This is a genomic window from Burkholderia sp. IO2 (genome assembly GCF_029522185.1).
Classification (GTDB): domain Bacteria; phylum Pseudomonadota; class Gammaproteobacteria; order Burkholderiales; family Burkholderiaceae; genus Burkholderia; species Burkholderia cenocepacia.
Map to the genome: position 1 here is coordinate 18,485 of NZ_JAKWFH010000010.1, position 12,147 is coordinate 30,631.

General features: G+C 67.1%; 11 protein-coding genes. 5 read left to right on the top strand and 6 right to left on the bottom strand.

The genetic code is table 11. The features are described 5' to 3' along the window. Positions 1–262: 262 nt before the first annotated feature. The gene (locus MMB92_RS08350; protein ID WP_069351879.1) at positions 263–1,021 is read left to right on the top strand and encodes an SDR family oxidoreductase; all 759 of its coding nucleotides are present in this window, start codon (positions 263–265) and stop codon (positions 1,019–1,021) included. A gap of 264 nt (positions 1,022–1,285) precedes the next feature. Here MMB92_RS08350 and MMB92_RS08355 read toward each other — a convergent pair whose 3' ends face one another. Then, positions 1,286–2,158 (bottom strand): NmrA family NAD(P)-binding protein, encoded by an 873-nt coding sequence (locus tag MMB92_RS08355; RefSeq protein WP_062910421.1) that lies wholly within the window; start codon positions 2,156–2,158, stop codon positions 1,286–1,288. A gap of 95 nt (positions 2,159–2,253) precedes the next feature. Between MMB92_RS08355 and MMB92_RS08360 the strand changes: the two genes are divergently transcribed. Further along, positions 2,254–3,174 (top strand): LysR family transcriptional regulator, encoded by a 921-nt coding sequence (locus tag MMB92_RS08360; protein ID WP_277562670.1) that lies wholly within the window; start codon positions 2,254–2,256, stop codon positions 3,172–3,174. A gap of 54 nt (positions 3,175–3,228) precedes the next feature. On the opposite strand, the gene MMB92_RS08365 is transcribed toward MMB92_RS08360, so the two are convergent. Together MMB92_RS08365 and MMB92_RS08370 are read right to left on the bottom strand one after the other, a co-directional pair. Continuing rightward, entirely contained in the window at positions 3,229–4,323 is a 1,095-nt protein-coding gene (locus MMB92_RS08365) for a potassium channel family protein (protein WP_012493390.1), read from the bottom strand. A 61-nt stretch (positions 4,324–4,384) separates the two neighbouring features. Continuing rightward, positions 4,385–5,719, bottom strand: coding sequence for an FAD-binding oxidoreductase (locus MMB92_RS08370; RefSeq protein WP_048988016.1), 1,335 nt, complete (start codon positions 5,717–5,719; stop codon positions 4,385–4,387). A 200-nt stretch (positions 5,720–5,919) separates the two neighbouring features. On the opposite strand from MMB92_RS08370, the gene MMB92_RS08375 reads away from it, so the two are divergent. After that, positions 5,920–6,567 (top strand): hypothetical protein, encoded by a 648-nt coding sequence (locus tag MMB92_RS08375; RefSeq protein ID WP_058903236.1) that lies wholly within the window; start codon positions 5,920–5,922, stop codon positions 6,565–6,567. A 118-nt stretch (positions 6,568–6,685) separates the two neighbouring features. Here MMB92_RS08375 and MMB92_RS08380 read toward each other — a convergent pair whose 3' ends face one another. Both MMB92_RS08380 and MMB92_RS35255 read right to left on the bottom strand, forming a co-directional pair. After that, positions 6,686–6,961 (bottom strand): hypothetical protein, encoded by a 276-nt coding sequence (locus MMB92_RS08380; RefSeq protein WP_012493391.1) that lies wholly within the window; start codon positions 6,959–6,961, stop codon positions 6,686–6,688. Between the two features lie 177 nt (positions 6,962–7,138). Next, on the bottom strand, positions 7,139–7,348 hold the full coding sequence (locus tag MMB92_RS35255; RefSeq protein WP_011547465.1) for a hypothetical protein: 210 nt from the start codon (positions 7,346–7,348) through the stop codon (positions 7,139–7,141). 486 nt (positions 7,349–7,834) lie between these two features. Here MMB92_RS35255 and MMB92_RS08390 point away from each other — a divergent pair, with 486 nt between their 5' ends. Both MMB92_RS08390 and MMB92_RS08395 read left to right on the top strand, forming a co-directional pair. Further along, entirely contained in the window at positions 7,835–8,689 is an 855-nt protein-coding gene (locus tag MMB92_RS08390) for a helix-turn-helix domain-containing protein (protein ID WP_006485970.1), read from the top strand. Positions 8,690–8,807: 118 nt separating this feature from the next. Continuing rightward, positions 8,808–10,475 carry an ATP-binding domain-containing protein gene (locus tag MMB92_RS08395; protein WP_275524298.1) on the top strand — a complete coding sequence of 556 codons (1,668 nt, stop codon included), beginning with the start codon at positions 8,808–8,810 and terminating at the stop codon, positions 10,473–10,475. A gap of 64 nt (positions 10,476–10,539) precedes the next feature. Here MMB92_RS08395 and MMB92_RS08400 read toward each other — a convergent pair whose 3' ends face one another. Next, a complete protein-coding gene (locus tag MMB92_RS08400; RefSeq protein ID WP_006496958.1) occupies positions 10,540–12,099 on the bottom strand; it encodes a methyl-accepting chemotaxis protein in 1,560 nt (519 codons plus the stop codon). Between the last annotated feature and the right edge of the window lie 48 nt (positions 12,100–12,147).

Here is a 12,147-nt window from a genome sequence, read left to right on the forward strand (position 1 = left end):
TGCGATGCGGCCCTCTATTCATTCGAAGGCACCGACCGCTTGGCGTGGCCGCACTATATCATCTTCTGTATCGATACACTAAATCGATACAGACTTGCCATTCGGGTAATAATCAGCGAGTGCTCGACCAGTGCCGCGGGATCGATCGCGCTTTGCAAGCGTGCGCGAACCGGCGCGGCGCGCATTTCGACTACATTGCCGAAGTGGCGATGACATCGGTCATCGCCGGCCTCCCCTTACTCGACCCGCAGGAAACCCAGCCATGTCTGTCTCGAAGAAATTCGCCGCCGTCACGGGCGCCGGCTCCGGCATCGGCCGCGCCGCGGCCCTCGCGCTTGCCCAGGCCGGCTTCACCGTCGCGCTGCTCGGGCGCACGGAGGCGTCGTTACGCGAAACGCAGGACGCGATCCGCGCCGCCGGCGGCGACGCGCAGGTGTTTCCGGTCGACGTCACCGACGAAGCGTCGGTCGACCACGCGTTTGCACGGATCGCGCAACAATTCGGCCGGCTCGATGTCCTGTTCAACAATGCCGGCCGCAACGCCCCGGTCGTTTCCCTCGATGAATACGAGCTCGACGTGTGGAACAGCGTCGTCGCGACGAACCTGACCGGGGTGTTTCTGTGCGCGCGGGCCGCATGGCGGATGATGAAAGCGCAGACGCCGCAGGGCGGCCGAATCATCAACAACGGCTCGATCTCGGCGCACGCGCCGCGCCCCGACACGATCGCGTACACGGCCACCAAGCACGCGGTGACCGGGATCACGAAGTCGCTGGCGCTGGACGGCCGCCGGTACAACATCGCATGCGGCCAGATCGACATCGGCAACGCCGCGACGTCGCTCACGGAACGGATGACGCAAGGCGTCCCGCAAGCGGACGGCAGCCTGGCGCCCGAAGCGCGGATGGACGTCGCGCATGTCGCGAACGCGATCGTGCAGATGGCGAATCTGCCGCTCGACACCAACATCCTCAACATGACGATCATGGCGACGGCGATGCCGTTCGTCGGTCGCGGATAGCGGGCGCCGAGGTCGTACCGGGAGGCCTCGTCCACGAACGGATGCAATGCCTCCCGTCGCTCGATGCGCGTCACCGGTCGGGCCGGTGCAGCACGCCGCGCCGCGCGTGTTCCGTCAACGTATCTTCTTTTTCTCGCCGGTCGACGGCGGCTTACATACGACGAACCGACGACGGTCCTGCCCCTGAACGACATAGGCACGGCGCGGGTACGAAAGGATTGAGCGGCCCCGCAATAGAGCCGGATGGAATGCGAACGCGCGGCGTTACGCCCGCAGGATATCCTCGGCGACATGCTCGAACGGCACGCGCCCGTGGCGAAGTTCCACCGTTGCGTCGCTTTCGAAGCCGATATGGCCGTTGTTCAGCCCGCGATTCAGTTCGATGAAACCATCGATCGCGGCAGTCGAGAACGGGTTCATCGCGAGCACCCCGGCCCATGCGGACGGCTCGAGCGCCACCGGTCGCACCGGCCGATTCAGCACGCGCGCAAAGGCATCCGCGATGTCGGCCGGTGAATACGCGCTCGGCCCCGCCAGCCCGACCTTCCGGACACCGTTCCAGTCTTCCTGCAGCATTTCCGCCGCAACGCGGCCGATGTCTTCGGTCGCGACCATCGGGATCGCCCGTTCGACCGGCCCGAGCAGACTCGGCAGGATACCCTGCACGCGGACCGGCTCGACGACGCGCGCCCAGTTCTCCATGAAGTAGGCGGCCCGCAGGAACGCGACCGGTATGCCCAGTTCGGCCAACCGCTGCTCGGCCGTCCGGTTGGTCGCAATCACGCCGGTGCCGGCCGACCGGTCCGCGCCGACCGACGACAGCAACACGAGTTTCGGCAAGCCCGTCGCGCGAACCGCCGCGGCGACGGCACGCGCCGTCACGTCCGCGTGCTCGAACAGATTTTCCAGCGCATAGTTGGGCGGCTTGACCAGATATGCACCGCGCGCGCCGGCGAACGCCTGCATCAACGCAGCGGAATCGGCCAGATCGGCAACCACCACTTCCGCACCCAGCTCCGTCCAGCGCACCGCCTTCGCTCGATCGCGCACGACCACGCGAACCGGAACCCCTGCATCGATCAGCACCCGGGCGGCGACGGCCCCCGTGCGTCCTGTGACACCCGTGACAACGTACATGTGTTCTCCCAATAGCCGCTCCACCGGTTGGAGCGATGGTTTCGATGATGTACGCTGACCTCACATAACTCAAATGCATACCGATCATGTCAAACATGCACGAAGCGGATTTACGGTCCGTCGATCTCAACCTGCTCAAGCTGCTCGACGCATTGCTCAAGGAACGCAGCGTCACGCGTGCCGGCATGCGGCTCGGCCTGACCCAGCCCGCTGCGAACCGCGCGTTGGGCCGGCTGCGCACGCTGCTTCACGATCGTGTCGTCGTGCGCACGCCGAAGGGGCTGGAATTCACGCCGCGCGCGGCATCGCTTGCGCAGCGCGTGTCGCGTGTACTGACGGAAGCGGCAGGCATCGTCGCGCCTGCGGTGTTCGACCCGGCCACCGCGCGCGGACTGTTCTCGATCGCGAGCCTTGATCACATGGCGTTGACGCTGATTCCGGATGTGAATGCGCGGCTGGAACGAAGCGCGCCGGGACTGGATCTCGATGTTCCGCCGTCACGCAGCAATAACGTCGAACTCGTGACGGATGGCACCGCAGGTATCGCGCTCGGCGTATTCGACGACGATACGTTGCCCGCCGGCATCTATCGTCGAAAGCTCTATGACGACAATCTGGTCTGCATCGTGCGGAACGGGCATCCAGCACTGTCGGCGCGGCTGACACCGAAGCGTTTCGCCGCGCTGTCGCACGTGCTGGTGACGATCGGCGGCCGGGGTGGAGAACTCGTCGACGCAGCGCTCGCGCGGCAAGGGCTGCACCGGCGGATTGCAATGCGGCTACCGCATTTCCTGGTGGCGCCGATGGTGGTCGCGAAGAGCGACATGACGCTAGTGCTGCCGCAACGGTTGGCGCGGCATGTCGCGTTGTCGATGCCGGTCACACTCGTGAAGTTGCCGGTCGAGGTGCCGTCTTTCTCGCCGTCGATGATCTGGCACGAACGCACACACGACGATCCCGCGCATGGTTGGCTGCGGCAGCAGATCGTGGAAGTTGCGCGGGAGATGGGGCGCTAGGTATGGCCAGCAGGCGTATGCGACGCATCGCGCTCGGCGCAACCCGCTTCTCTGTCACACATCCGGATCCGGAATCCGCGCCGACTGAATCACCACCAGCGTATCGCCCGCCTCGATCCGGCACGGCGGATCCTCGTAAAACGAATGAATCTTCCCGCAACGGTCGAGCCCGACCACGATCGCTCCGGGCACGACGTTCGTCAGGCAGCCGATTTCATGCGGCAACGCCTCGCGCTCCAGCAGCGTCGCGCGCCCGCGCGTCGACAGCATGTCGTTCACGAACGGCACGATGTAGCGGCTATGGACGGCGTCCGCCAGCAACAGCGCGCCGATCTTCGTCGACGACACGATCACGTCCGCGCCGGCCTGCCGCAGTTGCCGCTGGTACAGGTTCTCCTGGATCCGCACGACGATCTTCGTATCGGGCGCGATGCTGCGCACCGACAGCGTCAACAGGATCGCAGTCGGATCGTCCGTCACCGAAATGATCACGGCCTTCGCCGCGCGCACCTGCGCCTGCTGCAGCAGATCCTCGTGCGCCGGATCGCCGAGCAATCCCGTCACGCCGAGCGACGTCGCCGCCTCGAGAGCCTGCTGCTGCGAATCGATCACGATGATCGTCGCCGGATCGACGCCGCTCTCCAGCAACTCGCGCACCGCGATCGACCCCGACAGGCCATAACCGCACACGACGATGTGATCGGACAGTTGCTTCTGCAGGCGTTTCATGCGGAATTCCTCGATGACGCGCTGGATCACGAACTGATACGCCGTGCCCAGGAAAATGAACCAGATGCCGATGCGGATCGGCACGATGAAGAACGCATCGAGCAGGCGCGCCCGCGCCGTGACGGGCACGATATCGCCATAGCCGACCGTCGCGACCGTGACCATCGTGAAGTACACGAGATCGGCCACGGTCATCGGCGTGCTCTTGGTCGAATCGCGCAGGCCGTCGCGATCGAGATACAGCACGAGGAACGCGAGCGTGCACAACAGCACGACCGCACCGAGGCGGAACAGCAGCGTGCGCCGCGGCGAGGTCGCCGGGCGCGTGAACAGCGTGCGCGCACGCGGCGCCTGCCACGGATTGCGGGCGCGGCGCAGGCGCATGCGCAAGGAGCGGCGCTGATCGGATGGCGTGGCCAACGGGGGAATCTCCTGAAGGATGCGGGCTCGATTCTACGACGGGAACGCGTGCGCCCGGCCGTCACAGCATGCTGCGCGGCCGCACCATCGTGCCGTCGACGAAACGCCGTGCGCGAAACGCCGACAGGTCGAGTGACGGCGCGCCCGTGTCGATCCATTCGGCGAGCAGCCGGCCGACGATCGGCCCCATCGCGAAACCGTGACCGCAGAACCCCGTCGCGATCGCGAGCCCCGACGGCGTGCCGGGCGCATCGATCACCGGAATGCCGTCGGGCAGCACGTCGATCAGGCCGGCCCACGCCTCGACGATCTGCGCATCCTTCAACGCGGGAAAGATCGCCTTGAGCTTCGCGAGCGCACGCGGCGCATGCGCGCGATTCGGTTGCGGTTGCGGATCGCGCGGCTCGATCGGCCCGGTCGTGCCGTGGATGCGGGCGAGCACGTCGCGCCATGCGGATGCATTCAGGTGCAGCCGGAATTTGTCGCGCTGCGACCAGAACTCCGGCCAGAAGAGGCTCAATCCGCGCAGGTGACCGAGCGTCAGATCGACGTCGACCTGCATGTCGTCGGCGAGATTGATCGCGCCGTTCTTGCGCTGCCGGATGCCGAGACCATGGCCCCACACGGTCGCCGCGGACACCGGCGCGACCACGTTGGTGCGCATGCAGGTGCCGCGCACGGCCTGCTGCGGCAGCCGGATGCCGACGCCGTCGAGCAGCCGGAAACTGGTCGCGCCGGCCGCGCAGATCACGCGCCGCGTGCGGATCGTGCCGCGTTCGGTCGCGACGCCGACGACCGCGCCGCCGGCCGTCTCGATCGCGGTGACGCCGCAGCCTTCGAAGAAACGCGCGCCGGCCTCGGTCGCGCGCGCCGCGAACGCGGCGGCCACGCGGCGCGGCTCGGCCTGCCCGTCGGTCGCCGTATACAAGCCGCCGAGGGTACGCGCCTGCGTCGACAGTCCGCTCACGCGTTCGTCGATCTGGGTGCGCGTCAGCGTGCGCGTGTCGAGCCCGTGCTCGCGCGCGACGGCGAGCCATGCCTGGAACGACGCCCAGTCGTCTTCGTTGTCGGCCAGGTACAGGCAGCCGCCCTGCCGCCATTCGAGATCGAAGCCGAGTTGTTGCTCCAGGCCTTCCCAGATTCGCATGCCGGCCATCATCAGCGGCACTTCGGCGGATTCGCGCCCCTGCTGGCGCACGAAGCCCCACGCGCGCGTCGATTGCTGGCCGGCGATGCGCGACTTGTCGAGCACGACGGCTTTCAGGCCACGCAGGCCGAGGTAGTAAGCGGCCGCGCAGCCCATGATGCCGGCGCCGGCGATCACGACGTCGGCCTCGACCGGAAACGCCGTAGCGGCGTGGCTCAATGCGTCGTGCAGCGGATAAGTGGTGGTCATTGTTTTCTGTCGGGTATCAATGCATGGCCGGCCAAGCTTATCGCGGCAACGTCGTCACATGAAGCGGGCGGCGCGCGATCCGGACCCCGCCCCATCCCCACATCCAGGCCCGCCCGCCGACCGGCCCCGTTTTTTCGGCTTGACGATCCCGGTTCGGCACGAGATAAACTGTATATCCATACAGTGTCATCGCAGTAAAAATGATCCTCCCCCCATTCGATCCTCCCAAGCTGAACGACCTCACCGAATGGTGGACGCACTGCACCTACGCGGACGTGCAGCGCCTGATACTCGAAGTGCAGCACCTCCGCCTGACGCTGTGGGAATTGAAAGCCCACGTCGCGGACGCATCGCGCCGCATCCGCGTGCTCGATCCGGACATGCTCGCGCATGGGTCCGCGCTTCGGCGGCTCGGCTACCTGCTCGAAAAGGAAATCGAGCGCGCGAATCCGATCGGCCGCACGCGCGACGTGTATGCGCCGTTTTCGGACGAATGGCGTGCCCGCGCGGCACTGCGCGGCGCGTTGCGCGCGCAGCCCGAGCCGGCCGAGGCCGGCACGCTGCCGTGCACGATTCCGGAATTTCAGCGCATCACGTGGGCCGAGCTTCGCGATCGCTGGCGTCACCTGAGCGACAGGAAATCGAATCGGCAGAACGTCGAGCAACGGATGGTGCTCGAGATTGCGCGGCAGCGATCCGTGATCCTGGCGCGGGCGCGCAAGCTGGTCGACGCCGCGATCGCCGAGGCGGCGGCGGACGGCAAGCAACTGTTCGCGCTGGATCAGCTCAAACGGCTGCTGTCCGTCGAGCGGGAAGACGGCGAGCCGTTCCTGTACATGCCGGCGTAGCGCGAACGCGCGACCGATGCATGCCGGCTCGACGACGACATGTCGAACGCTCGATCAGCCACGCGGCGATTCAGCCGGAACTGCGGTCTGCGCGGGAGCAGCCGCTGCCCAAGCGCCGTCAGTGCGAATAGCGCGTTTGAGTGCCTGCCGCGCGGTCGAACGGCTGCAGCCTCGCAAGCTGCTCGATCGACATCGTGACGACTTCGAGCACATGCCGCGCGATTTCGTCGTCGGCCATGCCGGCGTCGACGTACTGCTCGATGCTCATCGTGCGGGGCGGATAGCTGCCGGTTTCGTCATCGACGATGTCGATCCGGGCCGTACGCCGCTCCGGCGACAGCACGACCTGGACAGTTTTGCCGTGAACGACGGTCTGCATGCACAAAGTGGACATTCGCAGTCTCCAATTGCGTTGCCTTCGGACGATCGATATCTCACAACAGGAGTCGTCAATCTACAAATTTCCGGGCGCATTCGCAATATTCAGGCAGGAATTCCAGCCGTTCGGGGCGCCGCGCCGCCGGTCAACCGGAGGCCCGCATTGCACGGGCACGGGCACACGCGGCACTACCTACGCATAGCGGCTCAACCACTCTTCGGAGAATTGTCTCGCGTACGCGACCGCTTCGGCTTCGGTATCGAATTCACCCAGCTTGCGGAACGCAGCCTCACGGCTGAAACCCACCTTCGTGACCTCGACCTGCGCGGCGTATTTGCCGGTCTCCGTCACGCGCGGCTCGCAGTTCATTTCGTATCCGCGCATCAAGAATTTCTTCTGCATCGGTTCAACACTTTTTTGAGACGGCGAAATCGTAGCATGCAGCTTCGTCGACTTCGCAAATGTATCCACGCCGGTTTCACTAGAAGAAACCGTCGATCGATCGCCCTGCCAGCGCCTCCGCCGGCCGTCGCGCGATATCCTGCAAAACGGGTCCGATACCTCGGTTCGGGCGAGCATGCGCCCTGCGTTGGTGCATCGCGCGGCGATTACCTGCCGCCTTGGGTGGAATCGCATCCCGGCCCACCGGAATCCGGACCGACCGGTGTCGAACGCACCGTCGCGCCCGCGCGCTCGGGCCGGTCGAGCGTAACTTCATGACACACCTTTCACACAAACGCACCTTTCACAACACTGAATGACGACCATTTTGCGGTAAAGTTATCTTTTCCGTGCGTGGCCGGTCGGCTCGCCATTGGACGTCATGAAGACTGTCCGCCGAGACTGCCGCAAGGCGTCGTTCTGAACGTCACGATCCGTTCCCGTAGCATGACCACTGAAGCAATCACCACGGATTCCCTCGCGGTTGCCGAGCGCGTGCGCGAGCTGATGACCCGCAACGGCATCGGCAAGCGCCAGCAGACCACCGAGCTGTGCCGCATCCTCGATCTGAGTTTCTCGCAAGGCCACCGCAAACTGCGCGGCAGCAGCCCCTGGACGCTCGCGCAGATCAAGAAAGTCGCCGAAGCGTACGGCGAACCCGCCGCCCAGTTGTTCGGCGCGCAAACGCTCGACCCCGGCATGGTCGGCGCCTATTCCCAGGAAGCCGTCCTGTATGCGGGCGTCGCCGAGATTCCGTGCACCGCCTGGATCGGCGCGCCGCTCGAAGCCGGCGCGCGCCCCGAGTTCGTCGCGTACGAACAGAACGGCCGCTGGCGCGTGCTGCGCCATACCGGCGTGCTGTACCAGAACGCATACGACGTGCACAAGATCGAGATCTACCCGCGCCGCGCGGAGAGCGACAAGCTCGTCGTCGCGGTGATCGACCCGGATCGCGTCAGCGCGACCGAGCTGTGCCGCTATCTCGAACGGCAAGGTTTCGCGACGGCCGCATTCGACGGTCTCGCGCCGTTCGTCGACGCGCTGCAGGGCCAGGCCTTCGACGCGGTCCTGACCGAATGGCTGTTCGACGACAGCACGGCCGCCACCGCGATCAAGGCCGTGCGCACGTCCGACAACCCGGGCGCGCCGATTTTCGTGCTGACGGGCGACCTGCTCACCGGCCGTGCGAGCGAAGCCGACATCAGCGAAGTGATCCGCGCGTTCGACGTGGTGTGCTACGAAAAACCCGCGCGCATGGCGATCCTCAGCGCCGATCTCGCGAAGCGGCTCGCGCGCGGCTGACGTCCGCCGGGCCGGCCGCCCGTCGAATGGCCACCGCCCGCGCCGCGGGCATGAGCGGGTTCCTCAGTACAATAGCCGCACCCGTTCACGCCCACGCCGGCATCCGCCGCCCGACGCCATGGCCCGCCTCATCCCCGACGACTGGAAAAGCCTCGCCGCGACCGGCGCGGCCGAACGCGAGCGCGAAACGCTCGCCGCGCTCGAACACGCGCTGCCCGACGGCTACACCGTGTATCACGGCGTCCACTGGACACGCGCCGATCAGGCGTTCTCGGTGTTCGGCGAAGCCGCGTTCGTCGTCGTGAGCCCGGCCGGCCGCGTGCTGCTGATCGAGCAGAAAGCCGGCTTCCTGCGCGAAACGCCGAAAGGGCTCGTGAAGGTCTACCTGCAGAAGGAGCGCAATGTCCCGATCCAGCTCGCGCGCACGCAGGAGACGCTGCACCGGCGCCTGACGGCCGCGCTCGGCGCGGGCGTCTACGGCGTCGAGGCGCTGCTGTACTGCCCCGACTACTCGATCCGCGACGCGTCGATCGCCGGCGTCGCGCCCGAGCGCATCGTCGATGCGTCGCGCAAGGCGCAGCTCGGGCAGGTGATCCTGCAGATCCTGCCCGAGGCCGACGAACCCTTTCCGAACGCGCCGAAGCTCCACCATTTCCTCGCGGACGAGCTCGCGCTCACGCCCGACACGAGCGCACTCGTCGGCCAGGCCGGCACGCTCGTCACCCGGCTGTCGGGCGGGCTCGCCGCCTGGGCGCGCCAGCTCGAATTCGCGCCGTTCCGGCTGCGCGTCACCGGCACCGCCGGCTCGGGCAAGACGCAGCTCGCGGTGCGGGTGATGCGCGATGCCGTCGCGGCCGGCAAACGGGTGCTGTACGTCTGCTTCAACCGGCCGCTCGCCGATTACATCACGCGCATCGCGCCGCCCGGCGCGAAGATCGCGAACTACCACCAGCTGTGCGACTGGGTCGCGCGCGACGGCGGCTATACGCCCGATTTCCAGGTGCCCGGCGAATTCGAACGGCTGGAGGCGCGCTTCGCGCAAGCGCCGATTCCCGAGCGCTGGCGCTTCGACGTGCTGGTCGTCGACGAAGGGCAGGATTTCCATGCGCCGTGGGCCGCCGCGCTCGAGCGCCTGCTGGCGCCGGACGCCGCATGGTGGTGGCTGGAAGATCCGCTGCAGAACCTGTACATGCGCGAACCCGTCGCACTGCCCGGCTGGGTCACGCTGAAGGCACTCACGAATTACCGCAGCCCGCGCGACCTGCTCGAATTCGTGCGCGACGTCGTCGGCCGGGTCGAGCCGCTCGCGGCCGAACTGCGCTCGGGCAGTCCGTTCGACGGCTCCGATCCGTCGGTGTCGGCCTACGGGGACGATGGCGCGTCGGGCGACGCCTCGGCGCAAGCCTGCATCGACGCGACCAAGCGTGCGATCACGCACGCGTTGTCGCTCGGCTTCCGCAAGCAGGACATCGCGGTGCTGTCGTACCGCGGCCGCGAAGGCTCGGTGCTCGCGCCGCTCGACCAGCTCGGCCCGCACCGGATCAAGCGCTTCACCGGCAAGTACGACCTGTTCGGCAACCCCGAGTATCGCGACGGCGATGTGCTGCTCGATTCGATCTACCGTTTCAAGGGTCAGTCGGCGCCGTGCGTGATCCTCACCGAAGTCGACTTCGACACGCTCGACGCGCGTGCCGCGCGCAAGCTGTTCGTCGGTGCGACGCGCGCGACGATGAAGCTGCTGATCGTCGCGTCGTCGCGCGCGGCCGCGCAACTCGCAACGGGTTGACGCCGCGGGTCGACGCGGTCGGCGAGCGAGCGCCGGCCCGTCATCGCGCCGCCGTCATTTCGGTTCAGGCGACGCGGAACGCGCCGACCGCGCGACGCAGCCCATCCGCCTGTTCCTCGAGCGACGCGGCGGCCGCGGCCGCCTGCTCGACGAGCGCCGCGTTCTGCTGCGACACCTGATCCATCTGCGACACCGCGCGGTTCACCTGCTCGATCCCGTCGCGCTGCTCGCTCGACGCGGCCGCGATCTCCGTCATGATGCCCGTCACGCGGCCGATCGCCTGCTGGATGTCCTGCATCGTCGTGCCGGCCATGCCGACGAGCCGCGAGCCGGTCGCGACCCGTTCGACCGATTCGCCGATCAGCGTGCGGATCTCCTTCGCCGCGGACGCCGAGCGTTGCGCCAGCGTGCGCACCTCACCCGCGACCACCGCGAAGCCGCGGCCCTGCTCGCCCGCGCGCGCGGCTTCCACCGCCGCATTCAGCGCGAGGATGTTGGTCTGGAACGCGATACCTTCGATCGTGCCGATGATGTCGGCGACCTTCTGCGAGCTCTGGTCGATCTCGTTCATCGTGCCGATCACCTCGCCGACGACCGTCGCGCCGCGCGTCGCGATCTCGCTCGCGCTGTCCGCGCAGGCCTGCGCCTCGAGCGCGTGGTCGGCATTCTGCTTCACGGTCGCCGTCAGTTGCTCCATGCTCGCGGCCGTTTCCTGCAGCGCCGATGCTTGCTCTTCGGTGCGCTGCGACAGGTCGGTGTTGCCGGCCGCGATCTGGTGCGTCGCCGTCGAGATCGCTTCCGAACCCTGGCTGACCTGGCGCACCGTATCCGCGAGGCTGCGCTGCATGCCGGTCACGCCCTTGACCAGCTCGGCCATCTCGTCGCGCGACGACCAGCGCACTTCCGACGTGAGGTCGCCCTCCGACAGGCGGCGGAAATGCGACAGCAGACGATTCACCGGCTGCGTGATCGCGAAATGCAGGCCGATCGCGCAGCCGAGGCACGCGGCCAGCCCGAACGCGATCCCCGCGATCGCGCCCATCCGCATCCAGCCGTAATAGGTCTGCGCGGTGTCGTACACGTCCTTGCCGCGCGCGGCCTGGTACGCATCGAGCGCGTCGGTCGCCTGCGTGAGCGCGACCGACAACGGCGGCGCGACGGTCATCAGCAAGCGGTCGGCTTCGTCGCGCCGCCCTTCGCGGATCGCATCGATCATCGGCTTCAGCGCCTGCCCGATCAGCGCCTGGCGCGCGGCATCGAGGCGGCTCGCGAGCGGGCCTTCGTCGTCGCCGTGCGGCATCGCCGCGTAGCTGCGCCACGCCGTGTCGGCCTTCGCGAGATAGCCCTCGGCCTTCTTCACGAGTTCCGATACGTCCGGCGCTTCCGGATGCAGCAGCGCACGGTCGAGCGTGGTGCGCACGATCGTCAGGTTCAGGCTCGCCGCGGACAGCGCGGTCTTCGCGGCCAGTTGCCGCGTATAGGCCTCGTCGAGCGCGCGATTCGAGCTCTGCATGCCCGCGAGGCCGATCAGCCCCGATACGACGAGCAGCACGGCGACGAGGCCGAGCGTGGAGAAAATCCGCGTACGGATCGAGAAACGGGAAAACAGGGCGTTCAGGTTCATGACGGCACGTGAGCGATGAAAAGTGCCGCGGCAATCGGTCCGCAGCAC

Bases quoted from the DNA above. Each gene is read 5' to 3' on its own strand.
- MMB92_RS08375 (WP_058903236.1), top strand. From the start codon at position 5,920: ATGATCCTCCCCCCATTCGATCCTCCCAAGCTGAACGACCTCACCGAA.
- MMB92_RS08390 (WP_006485970.1), top strand. From the start codon at position 7,835: ATGACCACTGAAGCAATCACCACGGATTCCCTCGCGGTTGCCGAGCGC.
- MMB92_RS08380 (WP_012493391.1), bottom strand. From the start codon at position 6,961: ATGTCCACTTTGTGCATGCAGACCGTCGTTCACGGCAAAACTGTCCAG.
- MMB92_RS08350 (WP_069351879.1), top strand. From the start codon at position 263: ATGTCTGTCTCGAAGAAATTCGCCGCCGTCACGGGCGCCGGCTCCGGC.
- MMB92_RS08355 (WP_062910421.1), bottom strand. From the start codon at position 2,158: ATGTACGTTGTCACGGGTGTCACAGGACGCACGGGGGCCGTCGCCGCC.
- MMB92_RS08360 (WP_277562670.1), top strand. From the start codon at position 2,254: ATGCACGAAGCGGATTTACGGTCCGTCGATCTCAACCTGCTCAAGCTG.
- MMB92_RS35255 (WP_011547465.1), bottom strand. From the start codon at position 7,348: ATGCAGAAGAAATTCTTGATGCGCGGATACGAAATGAACTGCGAGCCG.
- MMB92_RS08395 (WP_275524298.1), top strand. From the start codon at position 8,808: ATGGCCCGCCTCATCCCCGACGACTGGAAAAGCCTCGCCGCGACCGGC.
- MMB92_RS08400 (WP_006496958.1), bottom strand. From the start codon at position 12,099: ATGAACCTGAACGCCCTGTTTTCCCGTTTCTCGATCCGTACGCGGATT.
- MMB92_RS08370 (WP_048988016.1), bottom strand. From the start codon at position 5,719: ATGACCACCACTTATCCGCTGCACGACGCATTGAGCCACGCCGCTACG.